The organism is Gymnodinialimonas sp. 57CJ19 (genome assembly GCF_038396845.1).
Classification (GTDB): Bacteria; Pseudomonadota; Alphaproteobacteria; order Rhodobacterales; family Rhodobacteraceae; genus Gymnodinialimonas.
This window is the reverse complement of the sequence record NZ_CP151587.1, coordinates 3,490,044-3,511,028: the sequence shown is the minus strand read 5'-3', so window position 1 is coordinate 3,511,028 and position 20,985 is coordinate 3,490,044. Positions and strand designations below refer to the sequence as shown.

General features: G+C 60.8%; 17 protein-coding genes. 11 read left to right on the top strand and 6 right to left on the bottom strand.

Features of this window, described 5'->3' with window-relative positions:
* Positions 1-44: 44 nt before the first annotated feature.
* The 3 genes from AADW23_RS17085 to AADW23_RS17075 all read right to left on the bottom strand — a co-directional run bounded on the left by AADW23_RS17085 (position 45) and on the right by AADW23_RS17075 (position 3,474).
* On the bottom strand, positions 45-1,157 hold the full coding sequence (locus AADW23_RS17085; protein WP_341862149.1) for an aminopeptidase P family protein: 1,113 nt from the start codon (positions 1,155-1,157) through the stop codon (positions 45-47).
* An 82-nt stretch (positions 1,158-1,239) separates the two neighbouring features.
* On the bottom strand, positions 1,240-2,829 hold the full coding sequence (locus AADW23_RS17080) for an ABC transporter substrate-binding protein (protein ID WP_341862148.1): 1,590 nt from the start codon (positions 2,827-2,829) through the stop codon (positions 1,240-1,242).
* Positions 2,830-2,856: 27 nt separating this feature from the next.
* Complete coding sequence (locus tag AADW23_RS17075; protein WP_341862147.1) at positions 2,857-3,474, bottom strand: cupin domain-containing protein; 618 nt, start codon at positions 3,472-3,474, stop codon at positions 2,857-2,859.
* A gap of 146 nt (positions 3,475-3,620) precedes the next feature.
* On the opposite strand from AADW23_RS17075, the gene AADW23_RS17070 reads away from it, so the two are divergent.
* The 7 genes from AADW23_RS17070 to AADW23_RS17040 all read left to right on the top strand — a co-directional run bounded on the left by AADW23_RS17070 (position 3,621) and on the right by AADW23_RS17040 (position 10,175).
* Entirely contained in the window at positions 3,621-4,676 is a 1,056-nt protein-coding gene (locus AADW23_RS17070; protein WP_341862146.1) for an ABC transporter permease, read from the top strand.
* Position 4,677: 1 nt separating this feature from the next.
* The gene (locus AADW23_RS17065) at positions 4,678-5,574 is read left to right on the top strand and encodes an ABC transporter permease (protein ID WP_341862145.1); all 897 of its coding nucleotides are present in this window, start codon (positions 4,678-4,680) and stop codon (positions 5,572-5,574) included.
* Positions 5,571-6,401 (top strand): ABC transporter ATP-binding protein, encoded by an 831-nt coding sequence (locus AADW23_RS17060; protein WP_341862144.1) that lies wholly within the window; start codon positions 5,571-5,573, stop codon positions 6,399-6,401. Before AADW23_RS17065 ends, AADW23_RS17060 begins: the two co-directional genes overlap by 4 nt.
* Positions 6,398-7,147 carry an ABC transporter ATP-binding protein gene (locus AADW23_RS17055; RefSeq protein ID WP_341862143.1) on the top strand — a complete coding sequence of 250 codons (750 nt, stop codon included), beginning with the start codon at positions 6,398-6,400 and terminating at the stop codon, positions 7,145-7,147. The genes AADW23_RS17060 and AADW23_RS17055 overlap by 4 nt, the downstream gene beginning before the upstream one ends.
* Positions 7,148-7,159: 12 nt before the next feature.
* On the top strand, positions 7,160-7,666 hold the full coding sequence (locus AADW23_RS17050) for a GAF domain-containing protein (RefSeq protein ID WP_341862142.1): 507 nt from the start codon (positions 7,160-7,162) through the stop codon (positions 7,664-7,666).
* A 396-nt stretch (positions 7,667-8,062) separates the two neighbouring features.
* Positions 8,063-8,491: a Wzz/FepE/Etk N-terminal domain-containing protein gene (locus AADW23_RS17045; protein ID WP_341862141.1), complete on the top strand. Its 429-nt coding sequence runs from the start codon at positions 8,063-8,065 to the stop codon at positions 8,489-8,491.
* A gap of 34 nt (positions 8,492-8,525) precedes the next feature.
* The gene (locus AADW23_RS17040; protein WP_341862140.1) at positions 8,526-10,175 is read left to right on the top strand and encodes an AAA family ATPase; all 1,650 of its coding nucleotides are present in this window, start codon (positions 8,526-8,528) and stop codon (positions 10,173-10,175) included.
* 19 nt (positions 10,176-10,194) lie between these two features.
* Here the strand turns inward: AADW23_RS17040 and AADW23_RS17035 are convergent, their stop codons facing one another.
* From AADW23_RS17035 to AADW23_RS17025, 3 genes are all read right to left on the bottom strand, one after another.
* Positions 10,195-11,565, bottom strand: a complete 1,371-nt coding sequence (locus AADW23_RS17035; RefSeq protein ID WP_341862139.1) for a phosphomannomutase — start codon at positions 11,563-11,565, stop codon at positions 10,195-10,197.
* The gene (locus tag AADW23_RS17030) at positions 11,562-12,815 is read right to left on the bottom strand and encodes a mannose-1-phosphate guanylyltransferase/mannose-6-phosphate isomerase (RefSeq protein ID WP_341862138.1); all 1,254 of its coding nucleotides are present in this window, start codon (positions 12,813-12,815) and stop codon (positions 11,562-11,564) included. The genes AADW23_RS17035 and AADW23_RS17030 overlap by 4 nt, the downstream gene beginning before the upstream one ends.
* Positions 12,816-12,911: 96 nt before the next feature.
* Positions 12,912-16,121 carry a reductive dehalogenase gene (locus AADW23_RS17025; protein WP_341862137.1) on the bottom strand — a complete coding sequence of 1,070 codons (3,210 nt, stop codon included), beginning with the start codon at positions 16,119-16,121 and terminating at the stop codon, positions 12,912-12,914.
* A gap of 203 nt (positions 16,122-16,324) precedes the next feature.
* Between AADW23_RS17025 and AADW23_RS17020 the strand changes: the two genes are divergently transcribed.
* The 4 genes from AADW23_RS17020 to AADW23_RS17005 all read left to right on the top strand — a co-directional run bounded on the left by AADW23_RS17020 (position 16,325) and on the right by AADW23_RS17005 (position 20,979).
* Positions 16,325-16,999: a spermidine synthase gene (locus tag AADW23_RS17020; RefSeq protein ID WP_341862136.1), complete on the top strand. Its 675-nt coding sequence runs from the start codon at positions 16,325-16,327 to the stop codon at positions 16,997-16,999.
* Between the two features lie 220 nt (positions 17,000-17,219).
* Positions 17,220-18,596, top strand: a complete 1,377-nt coding sequence (locus AADW23_RS17015) for a substrate-binding protein (protein ID WP_341862135.1) — start codon at positions 17,220-17,222, stop codon at positions 18,594-18,596.
* Between the two features lie 148 nt (positions 18,597-18,744).
* The gene (locus AADW23_RS17010) at positions 18,745-19,776 is read left to right on the top strand and encodes a branched-chain amino acid ABC transporter permease (RefSeq protein WP_341862134.1); all 1,032 of its coding nucleotides are present in this window, start codon (positions 18,745-18,747) and stop codon (positions 19,774-19,776) included.
* Positions 19,777-19,779: 3 nt separating this feature from the next.
* Complete coding sequence (locus AADW23_RS17005) at positions 19,780-20,979, top strand: branched-chain amino acid ABC transporter permease (RefSeq protein ID WP_341862133.1); 1,200 nt, start codon at positions 19,780-19,782, stop codon at positions 20,977-20,979.
* The last annotated feature ends 6 nt before the right edge of the window (positions 20,980-20,985 follow it).

Below are 20,985 nucleotides of genomic sequence, written 5' to 3'. Positions count from 1 at the left end.
CAAGGGGAGGGGCTTGGGTTCCCACCCTTGGCGCGGGGGTCGTGTCAGTTGGACGCGCTTGCAGGTGTCCAGATGGTACGCGACAAGGCGGATAGGATATCGGCCCCACCGTCGGTTGCCACAACGATATCTTCAAGGCGCACGCCGAACTGACCGGGCAGATAGATCCCCGGCTCGATGGAAAAGACGTTGCCGGCGTGCATCACCGTTTCAGAGGTGGCGGTGATGTAGGGCGGCTCGTGGATGTCGATGCCAAGGCCGTGGCCGGTACGGTGCACGAAATACTCGCCGTATCCCGCCGCCTCGATCACGCCACGGGCGGCGGCGTCGATGTCCTTCGCCACAACGCCGGGGCGCACAACGGCCATGGCGGCCTGCACGGCATTTTCGACGATCTCGGCAACCTTCAGGAACTCCGCGGACGGGGTGTCGCCGAACCAGCCACAGCGGGTCATATCGCTGGGGTAGCCGCCGATCCGGCAGCCGGTGTCGATCAGCACGGCCATGTTGTCTTGCAGCACCGTGTCGCCTGTGTGGTGGTGGGGGTAGGCGCCGTTTTCGCCGAAGCCGATGATGGTGAACTCAGGCTTGGCGCCGTGGGCTTTGTAGTAATCGTGGATCACCGTCTGCACGTCCCGTTCCGTCATACCGACGCGCAGGGCCGCGAAGGCGGCGGTGGCGGCGGCATCGTTGAGGTGGGCGCAGGCACGCAAGGCGTCAATTTCCGCCGCGTCCTTCATCGCCCGCAGATGGCCCAGTGTATCGACCGAGAAGCGCCGTTTGGGCGCGTCCATGGCGTCAATCAACAGCAGCGCGAAATCGGCGCGCATCGCCTCGTCCAAGGCGACGGAATGGCCAGCGCCGGTGACGCCGCAGCTCTGCAGCAAGTGGTCCAGCGCGGCGCTTGGGCCTTGCTCATCGCTCCAGGTTTCAAACGGAAGATCCGTCGCCTGCCGCACGGAATTGGCGTTGAGCGCGGGCATCAGAAAGCCCGCGTGGCTTTGGCTGACCAGCAGCATCACTGGGCGTTCGTCGCCGTGGGGGTCCGCGCCCGACAGCCACGTCATATGGCTGGTGGGGCCAAGGGCCACCAGGTCGGTGCCTGTCTCGGTCATCCGCACCCGCAAACGCGCAAGGCGGTCTTTGTAAATGTCCATCTCTGGCCCCATTAGTCTTTGGAAAAGGTCAAAACGAATATCGCCGGCCCCGTTGGGAGGCCGGCGAAAAGGCTGGTTGCGATCAGCTCTTGTCTACGAGGCGGTAGAACACGAAGTCCGATGTCGCGCCGTTGACGTAGCCGCTGACGTTGTCGGCCATGCCCACCTGGTAGGAGGCTTGGAACATGATCACGATGGGCGAGTTCGCCTGAACCTGTCGCTGAAGCTCCAGATACATTTCCTCTCGAACCGCAGGATCGGATTCCGTCAGAGCGGCGCGAGTCATCTCGTTCATCTCTTCTGGAACGGCCCAAGAGTTCCGCCAAGTGGTCGTGGCGGTATAGGTTTCCTGACGGTTGTCAGAGTTGTAAGCGAAAGCTTTGGCGTTGGAGTGGGGGTCCATGAAGTCAGGGCCCCAATACAGCAACATCGCTTCGTGGCTACGGTCACGGTAGCGGGTGATGACCTGCGAACCGGTGCCGGGCAGGATTTCGAACTCGATCCCTGCTTCGGCGAAGGACGCCTGCAAGGATTGCGCCATGTCGGTGAAGGGGGCTGCGTTAATCACGTCGAGGGTGACGGTGATCGGCAGCTCGATGCCTGCATCCTCAAGGATTTGCGCGGCACGCTCCGGGTCGTAAGAATAGGGCGTGTCGGTCAGGGCACCGGGGAAGCCTTCGGGCCAGAATGCCTGATGAACTTCCATTTGACCGGCGATGATCGAGTTGGTCATGCCCTCATAGTCCACCAGATAGCGGGCGGCCTCCCAAACGGCGGGGGGTGTCAGGCTTTCGACGTTCTGGTTGAACGACAGGAAGTGAACGGCGGCTTGCGGGAACGTGTCCACTTGCAGCGCGTCTGTGTCCAATGCCGCGACCTGGTCGGGCGTCAGGTTACGCGCGATATCCACGTCACCGGCTTCCAGCAGCAGCTGCTGTGTGGCGCTTTCGGCGACGTGACGGATGATGACGCCATCAATGGCAGGGGCGCCGTTGAAGTAGTCGGGGTTGGCATCCATGCGGATCAATTCAGCCGCGCGGAAGGTGTTGAGAGAGAACGGGCCAGTACCGGCCGTGTTGGCGTTCAGCCAAGCGTTGCCCATGTCGCCGTCAACTTCGTTGGCCATCGCCAATTCGATATCCACGATGGACGCGGGGCGCGAGGCCAGCACGTTCATCACGAAGGCAGGAGAGAAATCGCCGTCATAGCGTACGGTGACGGTGTTGCCATCGGCAGTAACCATCTCGCCCACGTTTTCAGGCGTCCAACCCAGTTGGGTCAGAATGAAGGCCGGTGTCAGGTTCAACTGCACAACTCGAGAGAACGAGCCTACAACATCTTCGCCACGCAGGGGGTTGCCGGAATGGAACGTCACACCGTCACGCAGGGTGAAGACGATTGTCTTGGCTTCGGCGTCGATTTCCCAGGACTCCGCAAGGCCAGCGGCCAGAACGGTGGTGTCTTCGGCATCGTATTGTACCAAACGGTCATAGGTGTTGGTGACCAATTCACCGGAGGTGAATTCATAGGCCTGCGCCGGGTCAATCGCGACAATGTCGTCGATGTTCTGGGCCACAACGAGGATATCCGCAGGGGTATCCGCGAAGGCTGCGGGCGTGGCCAGCGGCAGGGCCAGCATCGCCGACAGAAGGGCGGGTTTCAGCAATCTCATGGGTTTTAACTCCGTGCTGGTTTCAGGTTAGCCATTAGTATTGGCTGGGGTTATTTCGGGCAGTTTGACCGCGCCCTTGCGTTGAAGCACCGAAAGGGTGCCGGTCCACAAGATGCGCGTCGTGCTTTGGGTCTCATTGGACCACGAATGGGGGGTTGAACCGGTGTAGTGCAGGCTGTCCCCCTGTTGTAAGATGAAGGTCTGACCGCCAAGGGTCTGGGTGATTTCGCCGTCCAGCAGAAAGATGATCTCTTCGCCTTCGTGGCTGACCACTTCCGAGGCATATCCGGCGGGGACGTGCAGAATGTAGCTCGACAACTCTGCGCCGGGGAAATCGGCGCACACGGATTCGTACATGATGGACGAGCCATCAATGGAGAACTGAGGCCGCGCGCCCGCCCGTGTCAGGCTGTCTGATGGTTTGGGTGTGGTGATGAAGTATTCCAGCCCGACCGAAAGCGCCTGGGCGATTTGGGCCAACGTACCGAGCGAAGGTGTCGATTGCCCACGCTCCACCTGACTGAGGTAACCCACCGACAATCCGGCCGCATCGCAAAGCGCCTGCAACGTCAGATCCAGCTGCTTGCGCCGCTTGCGGATCAAAGCACCCAAGGCGGGGTCTTTGTCGGTCTTTGGTCGTGCCATTCTTCCCTCCCCCACGGCTTGACGATTGATGGACTTTCACCACAATTTTTTTGATCTAACCAAAACTATTTGCCAAATCCAAGCAAAATGTTACATCGTCGCGAAATGGCGCCACCTTCATTTTCGCCAGAGGAGCCCCCATCAAGATGGCATTTCAAGACATCAAATCAGGCCCGATTGGCAGCACAAGCCTAGGCATTGTGCGGTTCGTTATCGTGGTTGCGCTGACGTTTCTGGGCCTTTTGGCGCTGACTTTCTTCATTGGTCGCGTGGTGCCAATTGATCCTGTTTTGTCAGTGGTCGGTGACCGCGCGACGCCGGAACAATATGAGGTGGCGCGTATCGCTATGGGCCTCGATCGCCCACTGATTGTGCAGTTTGTCAGCTATGTAGGCGACGTGTTGCGATTCGATATGGGCATGTCCACCTCTACCAACCGCCCCGTGGCGGAAGACCTTGCTCGGGTGTTTCCAGCCACCCTGGAGATGGCAACCCTCGGCATCCTGATCGGCGTGGGCCTTGGCGTGCCGGCGGGCGTATTGGCGGCCGCATGGCAGGGTAGTTGGGTGGATCAAGTGATCCGGGTCTTTGCGCTGCTGGGCTATTCGGTGCCAGCGTTTTGGTTGGGTCTTGTGGGCCTTGCGGTGTTCTACGCCTGGCTTGGCTGGGTTGAAGGGCCGGGCCGGGTGAGTATCTTTTACGACGGAATAACCCCCGTCGTGACTGGCCTGCTGACCGTCGATGCAGTGCTTGATGGTGATTGGGAGGTCGTGAAAAGCGCGTGGTCGCATATCATCCTTCCCGCCTCGATCCTTGCGGTCTTTTCGCTGGCCTATATCGCGCGGATGACGCGGTCGTTCATGTTGGATCAGTTGAGCCAGGAATACGTCACCACCGCCCGCGTGAAGGGTGTGCCGGAATGGCGGGTGATCTGGGTCCATGCCTTCGGCTCGATCCGGGTGCCCCTGATTACCGTTATCGGCCTCAGCTACGCGGGCCTGCTGGAAGGGTCAGTAATGATTGAGACCGTATTTTCCTGGCCCGGCATCGGCAACTACCTGACCACCGCACTTTTCAACGCCGACATGAACGCCGTGCTGGGCGCGACGTTAGTGATTGGCGCGGTGTTTATCATGATCAACAAGGTGTCCGACGTGCTCTACCGCGTCCTGGACCCCCGTAGCCGCGAAGGGAGCCGTTAAGATGCACGCTTGGCTCATTGACGACAGCCCCTCATCGCGCCTTCAGGCCGCATCGGGGCGCGCTTACCGGATCACACAGGATATGCTGCGCAATCCGCTGGCTGTGGCGGGGGCGCTTATCATTGCCGCGCTGGTCCTGACGGCGATTTTTGCCGACACCATCGCGCCGGGTGGCCCCGGCGGGCAGTTTCTTGATCGTCGGCTGGAGCCGCCCTCGGCTGCCCATTGGTTTGGCACCGACCAATTGGGCCGCGATATCTTCGCCCGCGTTGTCCATGGCGCGCAGATCACCTTGCAGATTGTGGCCTTGGTGGCGATCATTTCGGCCCCTCTCGGGCTGCTGATCGGGGCGATCTCGGGCTATTTCGGCGGCTGGATCGACCGCGCCCTGATGGGCGTTACCGATGTGTTCCTGTCGATGCCCAAGCTGGTGCTGGCCCTCGCTTTCGCCGCCGCGCTCGGGCCGGGGATCGAGAACGCGATCATCGCCATCGCGATCACCACATGGCCCGCCTATGCGCGGATCGCGCGGGCGGAAACGCTGACCCTTCGCAATTCAGAATTTGTGGCCGCGGCCCGGCTGTTGGGCGGGTCGCACACGCGCATCATCACGCGCCATGTGCTGCCGCTTTGCACGTCGTCGATGATCGTACGCGTCACCCTTGATATGGCGGGGATCATTCTGACGGCAGCGGGCCTTGGCTTCCTTGGCCTTGGCGCGCAACCGCCCGAACCGGAATGGGGGGCGATGATCTCTGGCGGGCGGTCGTTCATCTACGATCAGTGGTGGGTTTCTACCTTCCCCGGCTTTGCCATCATCCTTGTGTCGCTTGGTTTCTGTTTCCTCGGGGACGGTCTGCGCGACGTGTTGGACCCAAAATCGGAGCGTAAGGGATGAGCCTTCTTTCTGTTAAAGACCTCACCGTCAGTTTCCCGACACCCAAAGGCCGCGTGAATGTGGTGGACGGCGTGTCCTTCGATCTGGGGCAGGAACGCCTTGGGATCGTGGGCGAAAGCGGGTCTGGCAAGTCGATGACCGGCCGTGCGATCCTGCGTCTTATCCGGCGGCCCGGGCAAGTCTCAGGCAAAATCGCCTTTGAGGGGCAAGACCTGGGCGCCCTGTCCGAGCGGCAGATGCGGCAGATGCGTGGCGCGAAGATCTCGATGATCATGCAAGACCCGCGCTATTCCCTGAACCCGGTGATGACCATCGGCGCACAGATCGCCGAGGCCCTTCGCACCCATGAACGTCTGCCCCGGTCCGAGATCAAAGCCCGCGTTCACCAGATGCTGGAGGCCGTGCGGATCAACGACCCCGAGCGTGTGGCCCGCATGTATGCCCACGAGCTGTCGGGTGGCATGGGCCAGCGCGTGATGATCGCGATGATGCTGATCCCGCGCCCCCGCCTGCTGATCGCGGACGAGCCGACAAGCGCGTTGGATGTCAGCGTGCAGGGCGATGTTCTGGCGCTGATTAACGATCTGGTGGGCGGCAATGCGGTCAACCCCAAGGGCATGGGACTGATCCTTATCAGCCACGACCTGCCACTGGTCGCCCGCTACTGTGACCGCATCCTTGTGATGAACTCGGGCCGCGTGGTGGAAAGCTGTGCCGCGAAAGATCTGCATAAGGCGACGCATCCCTACACGCGGGGCCTTCTGGCCGCTGTGCCGCAAATGCACGAAACCCGCGAAACCCTGCCCGTGATGGAGCGTACCACATGACCGCCCCGGCTATCTCTCTGAGCAACCTCAACATTTCCTACGACGGCTTGCGCGTTGTCCATGATGTCTCCTTTGATGTGGCCAAGGGCGAAAGCTTCGCCCTGGTTGGCGAGAGCGGCTCGGGCAAGTCCACCGTTCTCAAGGCGTTGTGTGGTCTTGCGTCGGAATGGACCGGCACGATGGAAGTGTTGGGCCAACCCGGCCCCCACAAGCCGAACCGAGCCTTGGCCGCACAGGTGCAGATGGTGTTTCAAGACCCTTACGGCTCGCTCCACCCGCGCAAGACCGTGGATGCGGTTCTGTCCGAGCCTTTGGCGATCCACGGGATCGGTGACAAGGACGCGCGGGTGCAACAGGTGCTGTCGGACGTGGGCCTCGATGCGCGGTTCCGGTTCCGCTACCCGCACCAGATGTCTGGCGGCCAACGCCAGCGTGTCGCCATCGCCCGCGCCCTGATGCTGGAGCCTGAGGTGATGTTGCTGGACGAGCCCACCAGTGCCCTTGATGTGTCGGTGCAGGCGGAGATCCTCAACCTTCTGAAACGCCTTCGGGCCGAGCGGGGGCTGACGTACCTGATGGTCACCCATAACCTGCCTGTGGTCAGCTTCATGTGTGATCGCATGGCGGTGATGAACAAGGGCCGCATCGTCGAGATTGCGCCCGCCACGGCACTGCACGACGGCAGTTTTACCGATCCCTACACCCAGAGCCTTTACGCCGCGAGCGGCGGCAACGACGCACAATAACAGGAGCTTCCCATGACGCAGGCAGAAACAGCACAGGCACAGTTTGACGCAGAACTTGCGGCCGCCACCACTGAAGAGGCGGTGCTGGAGGCGCTATACCGCCTGAGCAACACATTGGTTCCCGTGCGTCTGTGGACCGTTATGACGGTTGATATGGAAGCGGGCCTGGCGCGCCGTGCCTATTCCAACATGCCCGAAGCCTATCCCGCCTCAGGCACCAAGCCGATCACGCACAACGATTGGTTCGACATCGTCCACGGGCAGCACGAATGCTTTGTGGCCAATACCTTGGCCGACATTGCTAAAGTATTTCCCGACTATGAACTCATCGGCTCTTTGGGCTGCGCATCGGTGATGAACCTGCCGATCATCGACAACGGCGAACTGCTGGCCACGGTGAATCTGCTGGATGCAGAAGGGCATTTCACCGACGCCCGTGTGGCGGAATACAGCGCCATTTTGACAGCCCCGGCGCTCCGCGCGGTTCGCGCGACATTGGCGCTCCGAGAAGCGGCATAAGGGCGAAGCGAATACCGCCGACGCTTGCACCGAGATCGTTAACCTTTTCGGCGGGAAACTGCCGATAAAAGGTTAACGCCTTGGCCCGGTGGTGCGGGGCCGACGCCCCCTCCCACGGTTAGGGACTGTACGCCACAAAGACAGACCCGCGCGCCGGCGAAAGCGGAACCTTTTCCCGTGTGGCAAGGCTTTAGCAGCGGCTTGTCTAACCTGGACAGATGCGGTTTCGGGGGGCGGCATGATACAAAGCCCCTGCGCCGGTTTGGCGACCCGGCGTCCTCGTTCGAGGTGTGATAAGTTAACGCGGCTTTTCCCCGGTACTAGCGCGGACTATTGCCTAGTATAGCTCTGGAATGCCGCCTAGACCTAGGCAAAATCCCAAAAGTGATCCGAGATATGACCCGAGCAGCCGAAGCAAACGAGACCGTAGAATCTGACGAAATTGATTTGGCGGCTCTTTTCGGCGTCCTTTGGCGCGGCAAGCTGTGGATCATTCTTGTCGCTATTATCGGAATTGTGGGCGCATTCCTTTATGCCACGCGGGTGGCTGTGCCGATGTATCCGGCGCGGGCCACGATCGCCTTCAACGGCGAGCAGCAACAGGTCATCGGCGACATTGAAAGCATCTTCTCGGGCGGCGGCATTGATACAGTAGGCCTGAATACTGAGTTGGAGGTACTTCTGTCGCGCTCTCTCGTTGGGCGTTTGGTCGATGAGCAAGGCCTTGTGGATGACCCGGAATTCAACTCGGTGCTTGCGCCCCCCAGCCTTTTGTCGCGGGTCATGCAGACCCTTTCGGGGGGGGGGGGAGCGTCCGACCTTTAGCGATGAGCAAATACGCAACCGTGTCGTTGACCAGGTGATCGCGAGCCTTTCGGTTTCCAATATCCGCCAATCGTTAGCCTTCAATATTCAGATCACGACCACCGATCCCATTAAGTCCGCGACGATCGTGAATGCGCTGGCCGAGATTTATATAGACAATCAGATCCGCCAAAAACTGGACGACGCAACACGCGCGATTGAATTCCTGTCGGAGCGCACCACTGAGCTTGAGGCAAACGTTGAGGCGTTGGAGCAGGAACTGGCGCAGCGCATGGAAGCGTCCAACGTGATTGATGCCCAATTGTTGCAGGCGCAAAACCTGCAACTGCGCGACCTGCGCACGCGGGTCGAAGATGCACAGGTTCGCTTGGCAGAAAACCAGGCTCTGCAAACGGCGATTGAGGGCGCGGACGGCTTTGACGAATTGCTGGCCGTGCTGGAAGCCTCTGGCGATACGCGGTTTACGGGGATCATCCAGCGTTTCCGTGCCGGACGACTGGAAGCCGACGCCACGCAGGTCGCGTTGTTGGCCATTGCTTCCGACATCGGGGATGACATCCGCCGCAATGAAACGCAGCTTGCCTCCCTGCGTCGGTCCGCCGAGGAATTGACGGCGCAAGTGTCGCAGCAATCGAGCGAGTTGATTGCCATGCAGCAGTTGGAACGCGAAGTTGCAGCGTCGCGCCTGCTTTACGAAACCTTTCTGGCGCGGCTGCAAGAGGCCAGCATTCAGCAGGGTCTGGAAACGGCCGACAGCATCGTGTTGTCCGAGGCAGTGCCGCGCGGCCAGTCCAGCCCGCGCGTCATGATGATGATGGCGCTGATGGCTATTCTGGGCGCGATGATCGGGTCTGCAATCGTTCTGATCCGCGAATGGCGCTTTGCGGGGTTCCGCACGACGGACGAATTAAAAAGCCTCGCGGGCGTGAAAGCGCTTGGCGCGTTGCCCGCCATGTCCGTCCGAGGGCGAAAGGACGTTCTTCAACGCCTGAAGGACAAGCCGAACTCGATCTTCGCAGAGGCGGTTCGCAACCTGCGGACCTCCATTTTGATGGTCAGCCCTGACGAAGAAGCAAAGGTCATCCTTGTCACCTCCTCGATCCCGGGGGAGGGCAAGACAACGATGTCATTGGCCTTGGCGCGCTACTTGGGCTCGTTGGAGGGGCGTCGCGTTCTACTCCTGGAAGCTGATATCCGTCGCCAAACACTGCGTGCTTATGTGGACGAGACCCGCCCGACCGGTGTGAAACTGCTGGATGTCTTGTTGGGAAAAACCAACCTAGATGACGTGGACCTGCGTGACCCCGATCTTGGGGTGGAAGTGTTGATGGGTTCGGGCGGGGATTTCAACGCCGCTGACCTGTTTGAATCGCGCCGATTTGGCGATTTGATCAAGAAGCTGCGCGACCGCTATGACCACATTATCATCGACAGCCCGCCGGTTTTGGCCGTTCCCGATGCCCGCGTCCTGGCCCGTCACGCCGACGTGAGGGTGTTCGCCGTGCGCTGGGGCTTCACCACTCGCACCCAAGTGCGCCAAGGCCTGGAAATGCTGAACTCCATTGGCCATCCTGTGGATGGGGCCGTTTTGACCCAAGTGGATCAAAAGAAGATGAAGGGCTACGGCTACGGCGGCCAATATGGCTACGACGGTTATTCTTCGGGCTACTACGCCAACGACTAAGGGTGGGGCGGGTACCGGACTATCGCCCGGCCAACGCCGCCTTCACCTTCTCCACCCCTTGAGCCACCAGCCGCGCGTCATCGCGGGCTTCCACGTTAAGGCGCACCAGAGCCTCGGTGTTGGAGCGTCGCAAGTTGAAGCGCCATGCGCCCATGTCGACCCCAAGTCCGTCCATTTCATCCACGCCTACTGCCTCCGACGCGAAGGCGGCTTTGACGCGGGCCAGCGCGGCGTTCGGGTCTTCAATCGTGAAGTTCAACTCGCCCGAAGATGGAAACGCCGCTTTGCGGGCCGCGACCATGTCGGCCAAGGGGCCGTGGGCGCTGACGAGGTTGGCGACCAAGATCCAGGGGACCATGCCGCTGTCACAATAGGCGAAATCACGGAAGTAATGGTGGGCCGACATCTCTCCGCCGTAGATGGCATTGGCGTCACGCATCTTGCGCTTGATGAAGGCGTGCCCCGTGAGGCTTTGCAAGGCCCTTCCGCCTGCCTTGGCCACCAAGTCGCGGGTGTTCCAGATCACTCGGGGGTCATGGATGATCGTCTCGCCCGGATGCTGCGCCAAAAACGCTTGCGCCAGAAGCCCCACGACATATTCGCCATCCACAAATGCGCCTGTGTGGTCGAAGAAGAAACAGCGGTCGAAATCGCCATCCCACGCCACGCCGAAATCCGCCCCTTTGGCCTTGGCGGCATCGGCGGTGGCGGCGTGATTTTCGGGCAGAAGCGGGTTTGGAATACCTTGGGGAAAGGTGCCATCGGGTGTGTGGAAGAGTTTTTCAAAGCGCAAGGGGCTGCCCATGTGAGTGAGCCGCTCTGCGATGGCATCGAACGTGGGGCCAGCGGTGCCGTGACCCGCATTCACCAGTATTCTCAGCGGTTTGAAGGCGTCGATGTCGGCAAATGACACGACGCAGTCGACATAGGCGTCCCGCGCCTTTTCGGAGATGTCTATGATCCGGCCAATGGCCTTTGGGGCCGCGAAATCGGCCGACTCGGCCCGTTCCTTGATGCGCGAAAGGCTCCGGTCTCCGTCCAGTGGAGCAGAGCCGGCTTGCACCAGCTTCATCCCATTGAAGTCCATGGGATTGTGGGACGCGGTCACGCAAATCCCGCCGTCTGCGTCGAAATGGGATGTGGCGTGATACATCTCTTCCGTGCCCGAAAGGCCAAGGTCGAACACCTCACACCCTGCGTCCACAAGGGCCTCGGCCACGGCGTCCGATAACGTTTTAGATGAGGTCCGGATATCGCGCCCCAAGACCACTGTTCTGGCCTCCAATACCTCGGCAAATGCGCGGCCGATCCGGTAGGCAATCTCCGCATCCAGATCGACGTCCAAACGCCCGCGAATGTCATTTGCCTTGAAGCAGGTGAGGGGGGTCATTGGGGGGCTCCTAACTCGCGAGCGAATTTATCTTCATATCGCGTGATTTTATACTCGCCGAAGTATGCGTCGGCTTGCTCAACGATCGGTTTCATTTGGAAGCACGGGCCAACGACGAGGCTTTCGTACCACCCCCAAGGGCGGTAATCGCGGGGCAGCGTTTCAGCCTGCGCGACCCCAGTGGCTTTCATCTGCGCCACCGCGTCTTTGACGTCCTGCGCCCGGTCCTTGTGGGCCACCAGAACAGCGTCGGGCATGGCGACAGCAATGATGTCTTTCAGGCCAATCCCCACCAGTTGCTGCGCAGGGGCGGTGGCGTGTAACAAGGTGTCTTCGCAGTCCAGCGCCGATGTGGGCCCCGTGCTGACAACGCCGTCCGCGTGTGCCGTACCATCGCGCCACACGGCGTCCCAGTCGCCAAGATCCGACCACGCGCCGCCATAGGGCACCACCGTCATGTTGTCGGCCCGTTCCATCACGGCATAATCAATCGACGTGTTTGGCAATTCCTCCCACGGGGCGGGGGCCAGACGGGTGAAGCCAAGGTCTAGTTCCGCGCCTTTATACGCGGTGCGGGTGTGGGAAAGCGTATCCGGCGCGTGGGTCGCAAATGCCTTCAGAATAGTGGTGGTGGAAAAAAGGAAGATGCCTGCGTTCCATAGGTGCATTCCCCCGGCCATAAGGCGCTCTGCCGTCGCAAGGTCGGGCTTTTCGACGAAAGAGCGCAGAGGTTGCGGCCTCGGGGAAAAATCCGCGTCGGGGGCTTGGGACAGTTCCAACCAGCCATAGCCAGTTTCCGGGTGGTTCGGGCGGATGCCAAAGGTCACGATCTGGCCCGCTTGTGCGGCGTCGGTCCCGGCAATCACAGCGTCGCGGAACCGCGCGTCGTCGGGGATCACGTGGTCCGAGGGGACCACCAGCATCATTGCGCCGGGGGTCTTTGCCTCCAACGCCAGCGCCGCGGCACAGATGGCGGCGGCGGTGTTCTTGGGTGTGGGTTCGATCAAGACCTGCGCCGCGCCGATTTCGACCGCGGCCAGTTGCTCCAGCACCACAAAGCGGAAATCCGAGGCCGTGACCAGTGTCGGCGGCATGAATTCAGGGGCGCAAAAGCGCCGGGCAGAGGTCTGGAACAGGCTTTCCCCGCCCACCAGCTTCACGAATTGCTTCGGAAAGGACTTCCGCGAGAGCGGCCAGAGCCGCGTGCCAGAGCCGCCACACAACAGAACCGGGTGGATCATCGGTGTCATTTCATTCCCTTTGCCGCTGTTGTCGCTGATCTTAGGGACAAAGCTAGCCGCTGTAACGGGTTAGTGTGTTAACGGCGTGGGCTTTTCGCGGTCTGGTTACAGATCAACCTCAATCTGTCCGCCTGCCGCCGCCGCGCGGCTCTGGCACAGGATCACCCCGGTTTTGCGCTGCGCCTTGGACAGGACGAAGTCGCGGTGCTCGACCTCTCCGGCGATCAAGCCGCATTTGCACACACCACAGATCCCGTCCGAGCATTTCACATCCACGTGGACGCCGTTTTGGGCCAGCACATCAGTGGCGGATTTGTCGGCAGGCACCGTGAGGGTCCGGCCAGAGCGGGCCAGTTTCAGGGTGAAGGCGTGGTTCACGTAGTCCGGCACCTCGGGCGTAGAGAAGTATTCCAAATGCAGCGCTTCTTCGGGAAAGCCTGCGTTTTCAGCGGCTTCCATGACGCTGCCCATGTAGCGATCCGCGCCGCAGGTATACACATGCGCGCCCTTCTCGGGTCCAGCCAAGAGGGCCGCGAAATCCGCGCGGGTGCCTTCATCGGTGATGTGATAGCGCACGTGGTCCGCCCAAGGGGCAGCGGCGATTTCAGGCAACAGGCCCATCGTCGCGCGGGAGCGGCCAGAATAATGCATCTCAAACGCACGGCCTGCCGCGTGAAGCTCATGGGCCATGGCGATCATCGGAGTGATGCCAATGCCGCCGCCCATCAGGTAAGATTTGCTGGCCGTTGCATCCAGAGGAAAGTGGTTAATGGGGCGAGAGATGAACACCCGGCGACCCTTGTTGAAAATCCGGTGCAGCAACAGCGATCCACCGCGACCCGCATCTTCGCGCAACACTGAAATCTGGTACTTGGTTCGATCCGCCGGATCGCCCGACATGGAGTATTGGCGCAGGAATTCCGGCGCGACGACGATATCCAGATGCGCGCCTGCCTGCCATTCAGGCAGAAGACCGCCATCCACGGGGCGGAATTCATAAACCATCACCCCGTCGGCGCTTAGTTCGGCACGGGTGATTTCCACTTGGATGACGGGGCTATCGCCCTCGGCAGTATAGATGTGCAGGTGACCCGTTTCGTCGCGTTCCAGAAGGGATTTGTATTCATCCGCGGTTATCATCGCCTGGTAGGCGGCAATGCCGGCCTCACGGTCCATCGGGAACGGATAGGGGTAAGGATGCGGGGCAAGCGGGGCAGGGTAGACGGCCAGCGTCTGATCCTCGGCCCGTAGGTCCAGATCCTTTTGCAGGGCCCGCGTATTCACCGGGTTCTGGGTCGGGCGGTAGCCGCCGTCCTCCTGAATCTCCAAGTCCCACCACCATTTCTTAACGGGGTTAAGGGTTCCATTTTCCACCACATCATCCAGCTTGGCCAAGGCGGGGGCTAGCGCCGGCACATTCATCGCCGCCCATCGGAACGGCTTTTCCTTGAACAGACCCTCAAGATTCCAAGGACAGGTTTTCATGCAGCGCCCGCACATCGCCCCGCCCGGCGTCGTAACGCGGTAGGTGGCGCATTTCTGACTGTCGGATTTCCAGATTTCGTAGCCGTTGAACATCAACTTCGGCCCCGCCGTGATCGCGCCCGAGGGGCATTCACGGGCACATTTGTTGCAGCTTTCGCAGAAGCTTTGCAGGCCGAAATCAATTGGCTTGTCAGGGGCGAGGGGCAGGTCGGTCGTTACGGTGCCGGACTTCAGGCGCGGGCCGAGGAAAGGGTTCAGGATCACCTCGCCGATACGGCTGACCTCGCCAAGGCCACTTAGCAACAGAAGCGGCGGTTGCAGCACTTCGCCGTCCATCACTGTATGGGCTTTGGCCTTGTGGCCGAGGTTGCGGATTTGCTTGGCGATCACCCCGCCAATCAGCGAGAACCGCAGATAGGCCCGCATGGATTGGGCAACGGCGATCCAATCATCGCCGCTGGAGCCTTCCATCGTCTCGTAGCCTTGGTCGATAATCATGTTGATGGCTTGGTCGTGGGGCGGGTCAATCGCCTCTCCCCTTGCATCGTGGCTGTACCACGCCCATTCGGGGCAGCGCGAAATGCCCACGGCGTCGGCCCCAAGCCAGTAGCTGGTGGCTTTGATAAGATCGGCCGCCTCCTGCGGGTCCAATGGGGTCTTGTCCGGGGCCGAGGCCCCGTCTTGCAGCAACACAAACGCCCCCAACGCCCGGCGCTGCGCCATCGACGGCGCGGCCTTGCGCACGTAATGCCCGCCTTTCGCGGCGTCCTGCATCTTCTTTCCCATGTCGCCAAATTGCCCGCGGGCGAACATATCGGCACGTTTGGGCACACGGGGGACGTTAGGCTCGTCAATATAGGTGGTGGGGGTGTCCACGCGCTTGAGGGTCTCGAACGGATGCGCACCATCGACGAAGCGGCGCTTTGCATAGGGGTCTGCGTTGAGCGCGTTCTTGGCCGAAGTCGTGCCCAGTTTCCAGCCAAGGCCAAAGGCGGATCTTGGCTGGTCACCCATGGGCGCGAGGGGCTGGTCGGTGGCCATGTCGAAGGTTGTTGTCACGGCGGCCAGTCCAAAACGAGTGCCGATATAGGGATGATGCAACGCGTCATCTTCGACTGTCGCAAGGCCCGCTGCGACGGCCAGCTTGTTCAGATCCACGTCCGAGCTGGAGGTTGTATGCCCCCGCGAAGGATAGCCAAGAACGCGCAGGTAATTGGCCAGAATGACCGCCGCTTCCGAAGCCAGAAGCCCGGCGCGATGGGCTGCTGCGTCTTTGATCCAAGTGGTTCCGACCTCATCGGGTTCAGGGGCGCGGGGGTTTTCAAACAGAAAGACAAGCGCATGGGTATGCCCTTCGATTCCCGAAGGTGGGGCCTCCATACTGTCGCGCAGATCGGCCATTATCATGTCAATCCCGGCGGCAAGGGTCTTGGTCTGGCGGGTGCGCAGGTCACTGGCAAGGCGGCTGACATCGGGGTTCACATGCGGTGTGGACAGATGGGCGGCGTGGGGCAGCTTGCAGATCCCCACAAGGGCCGCATCCGAGAAATAGCCGAACGCTTTCAGGTGGTTGGCTCGTTCGCGCGGGTCCTTGGGCGCCTCGGCCACGGCTTTGTTCACCAAGCCATCCCGGATCGCGTCCAACATCGCCTGATGTTCGCGCATCGCGTTAACGATGGAATGGGGGGCGGCTCTGTCGGTAAAGGACAGTTGCGGCGCAGATGGGACGGCAGACAGGTCCGGGGCTTTTTGTAGGCGAAGAAGGCGCTCGGACGGGTAGGGTCCCATATGCACCGGGCGCTTTTTGTCAGAGAAGAAGCGCAGCGTCATGGAACCATCCTTTGATTTTGCCTGCCAGCCACGGGGCGCGTGGCAACTGGGTCGGTACTCGTTGGGCGCGAAGGTGGCTTTGCTCCGGCGCGAAGGCAACCCCTGTGACAGCCTGCGCAAAAGCGGCGGGGCGCGGTGCGTTGCATTTGGCCGCCAGCCGCGCCATGAGCAAAGGCGTTGGACGCGGCGGGAGGCTCACAATCATGCAACCTTGGATACATCTGGCCTCTGCCAGCGCGCCGGAAGGCGACCGCTTGCGGTTGTCGCGCCGGGGGGAGGAGTTCTCGATCCGATTGGAAGGCGGGAACGAGTTGATGAACTCTCGCCTCGGCGGCTCGGAAGAGGCGCTGGCGACGTTGTCGCTTGACGCTTTGCCCCAGAACGCCGCGCCACGGGTCTTGATCGGCGGGTTGGGCATGGGCTTTACCCTTCGCGCGGCACAGGAAGTGGCGTCGTCGCAGGCGGAATTGGTGGTCGCGGAAATCGTGCCCGAGCTGGTGTCGTGGGCAACGGACCACATGGCCCCGGTGTTCGGAGATTGCCTGAGCGACCCCCGCGTCAGGGTGGAGATCGGCGACGTGGCGGGGATGATCCGATCAGCCCAAGGTCGCTTTGATGCGATCATGTTAGACGTGGACAACGGACCCGACGGGCTGACACGGGCCGATAACGACGGGCTATATTCGGTCGCGGGCCTGAACGCCGCACGTCGCGCGCTGTCGTCCAAAGGGGTCTTGGCGATCTGGTCGGCCCACCCCGATCCGGCTTTCACGCGACGTTTGGAAAAGTGCGGATTTGAGGCGACCGTCCACAGTGTTCGGGCCAGTCGTGCAAAGCGAGGAAGCCGCCACACGATCTGGATTGCCAAGGCGCACTGATATCTCCCTCGGCACGAGTGCGTCTTTTACATGATATTTCCGCCAGTTAGCCGAAAAGTTTCGCATATTTTCTCGTATCTGTAAAAAAAGTAACAGAATAAAGTTTCACCTGAACCCCCGCGTTGATAATTTTCTAGGGGGCTGCAACTTTCTGCGTGGGTAGTGATTACCCTCGCCTGGATTGGGAGGTCCGGGTCTTTCCACAGTTTAGGAGGAAGACATGTCGAAAGGTAACTTTACCCGTCGAAGCATGCTGAAAACAGGCGCCGCCTCTGGTGCGGCGCTGGCAGTTCCAACAATTTTCACCGGTCGCGTTTGGGCCGATGGCCATACGGGCTTTACCAACGCTCCGGGCGAAGGCTCGGTCACGCTCGGTTTCAACGTGCCACAGACAGGCGCCTATGCGGACGAAGGTGCAGACGAGTTGCGCGCGTTCCAACTGGCCGTCAAGCACCTGAACGGTGAAGGCGACGGCGGCATGCTGAACACCTTCTCGTCCAGCGCATTGGACGGCACGGGTATACTTGGCCGCCGGGTTGAGTACGTCACTGGCGACACGCAGACATCGTCCGACGCGGCTCGGTCCTCGGCGCGTTCCATGATTGAGCGCGATGGCGCGATCATGATTTCTGGCGGTTCGTCCTCGGGTGTTGCCATTGCGGTTCAGGGTCTGTGCCAGGACGCCGGCGTGATCTTCATGGCGGGTCTGACCCACTCCAACGACACGACCGGTAAAGACCGCCGTGCCAACGGTTTCCGTCACTTCTTCAACACCGAGCAGTCCGGCCGTGCGCTGGCGCCGATCCTTGAAGCAGCCTACGGCACCGACCGTCGCGCCTATCACCTGACGGCGGACTACACCTGGGGCTGGTCGCAGCAGCGGTCCATGCAGACCTACACCGAAGACATGGGTTGGGAGACCACGAACACGGTTCTGACCCCAGTGGGCGCGGGCGACTTCTCGTCCTACATCACACCGGTTGCGAACTCGGGCGCGGACCTTCTGATTCTGAACCACTACGGTGGGGACATGGTGAACTCGCTGACGCAAGCGGTTCAGTTCGGCCTGCGCGATTTGCAGGTGGATGGCGTCAACTTCGAGATCGTTGTGCCGCTGTACTCCGAGCTTATGGCACGCGGTGCGGGGTCCAACATCGTTGGTATCCTTGGTTCCCAGAACTGGGACTGGAAGATCGAGAACGAGCGTGGCGACCGTTACGCAGGCACCAACGCCTTCGTTCAGTCCTTCGGTCAGGAATACGGCTTCCCGCCCTCTCAGGCGGCGCAAACCTGCTACGCGCAGACGCTGCTGTACGCAGATGCGGTTGCCCGTGGCGGCAGCTTCAACCCCTGTTCGGTGGTCGAAGCCATGGAAGGGTTCGAGTTCGACGGCCTGGGCAACGGCCCAACATTGTACCGTGCCGACGATCACCAGTGCTTCAAGGACGTGGTCGTTGTGCGGGGTAAAGAGAACCCCGAGAACGAATTCGATCTGGTGGAAATCGTGGACATCACATCGCGCGAAGATGCGACCTACGCCACCGACCACCCGGACTTCGCGGGCGGCGATCTGGGCACCTGTAACCCAGGCGCCTAAGGTGAAACAAACGTCGGGTCCCTGCCATGGGCAGGGGCCTGATGCCCTAACCCTCCTATACCAATGCCCGCCGCGAAGCGGGCCCTCTGTGTAACCGCGCGTGATTGGCGCGGCACTCATATTTACTGCCTACTGAACGGGGAAAGCCATGGAAGCGATCATCCTACAAGTTCTCAACGGCCTGGATAAAGGCTCTGCCTACGCGCTAATCGCGCTTGGTTTGACCCTGATTTTCGGGACACTTGGTGTGGTGAACTTTGCTCACGGCGCCTTGTTCATGATGGGCGCGTTCGTCGCTGTTACGGTCAAGCGGGTGCTTGGCATTTCCTATGAGGTGGTGGACGAAACCCGGACCGACTTCCTTGGCAACCCGATGACAGTAGACACGCCCTATGTGGTGTCTTGGTTCGGCGAAACCGTGGGGAACGGCATGATAGATTGGGCGGTGCCCATTTCGGTGCTGATCGCGATCCCGATCATGGCGATCATCGGCGTGGTGATGGAGCGCGGGCTGATCAAGCACTTCTACAAACGTGCCCACGCGGACCAGATCCTTGTGACCTTCGGTCTTGCTATCGTGCTTCAGGAAATCATCAAAGCCTTCTACGGCGCGAACCCGATCTCGACCCCCGCGCCCGAGGCGTTTACCGGATCGTTTGATATCGGCGCGATGTTCGGCCTCGACCCCTTCACGATCATGTATCCTTACTGGCGCCTAATCTACTTTGCCTTCTCGGCAGTCATTATCGGCGCGGTCTTCGCCTTCCTTCAGTTCACCACCTTCGGCATGGTTGTCCGCGCCGGCATGGCGGACCGAGAGACTGTGGGCCTTCTGGGCATCGACATCGACCGCCGCTTCGTCATCATGTTTGCCATTGCTGCCATTGTGGCCGGTCTGGCCGGCGCGATGTATACGCCGATCCTGTCGCCCAACTACCATATCGGGATGGACTTCCTTGTGCTGTCCTTCGTGGTCGTTGTTGTGGGCGGCATGGGGTCTCTGCCCGGCGCTGTCGCCGCAGGGTTCCTGCTTGGCATCCTTCAGTCCTTTGCATCCATGTCGTGGATCATCGAACTTATCCCCGGCATCAATCAGGTGGTCATCTACCTCGTCGCCGTCATCGTACTTTTGACCCGTCCCCGTGGCCTGTTTGGCCGCAAGGGCGTCATGGAGGATTGATCAATGCTTGGTTTGAACAAGAGTGATCTTCGACTGTTTATTATCGTCGCCGCGATGATCGTTTTCGCCCCGTTCCTGCTGAACCCGTTCCCTGAATCGGTTGGCATGGCGCAGTTCAACGCGGGCTACCCTGATCTGATGCAAAAGCTGGTGATCTTCGGCATCTTCGCCGTGGGCTATAACATTCTGTTTGGTCTGACGGGTTATCTTTCCTTCGGCCACGCGGCGTTTCTGGGCATTGGCTCTTACGCCGGGGTCTGGACGATGAAGCTGCTGACGGTGAACGTGCTTCCGGCGCTGATCATCTCGGTCATTGTGGCAGGCCTGTTTGCCCTGCTGATCGGCTTCATCTCCTTGCGGCGCACGGGGATCTACTTCTCGATCCTGACGCTGGCCTTTGCGCAGATGTTCTACAGCCTTGCCTATTCGGTTCTGACGCCGATCACGGGCGGTGAATCCAACCTGTCTCTGGCCCTCGACGATCCTCGGGTGCTGGACGGTGCGGCAAGTGGTACCGGCAACATCCCCTCCACCAACCTATTCGGGATCGAGATGCGCGACAGCCTGGAGCTGACCATGGGCGATTGGGCCTTCACGCTGAACATGGGCTACTACCTGAGCGGCTTTATCATGCTGGCCGCTTTCTATCTGGCCGTGCGCCTGTTCCGGTCGCCCTTTGGCCTGATGCTGCGGGCGATCAAATCGAACCAGACCCGAATGAGCTATACGGGTCTGAACCCCAAGCCCTACGCGCTGGCCGCTTTTGTGATCTCGGGCATGTATGCCGGTCTGGCCGGTGGCTTGATGGTCGCCATGGACCCCATCGCGGGCGCCGAGCGGATGCTTTGGACCGCATCGGGTGAGGTGGTCTTGATGACAATCCTGGGCGGTGCCGGCACGTTGATCGGCCCGATCCTTGGGGCAGGGGTGATTGCTTACCTCGAATCCATCATCTCGACGATCGGCTCGACCGTTCTGCACAACTGGTTCGGCGGCCTTCCAGAATGGCTGGAGAACACGCTGGTGAACATCATCTATCCCTTCGTGGGCTCTGGCTGGCACCTTACCTTGGGCCTCGTGTTCATGCTGGTGGTGATCTTCCTGCCGGGCGGCATTGTCGAGGGCGGCAAGCGGATTGGCGCGCTGTTCAGCCGCAAATCCCGTGATGGCGCAGATACCACTTCCGCGAAACCGGGCGAATAGGAGCGA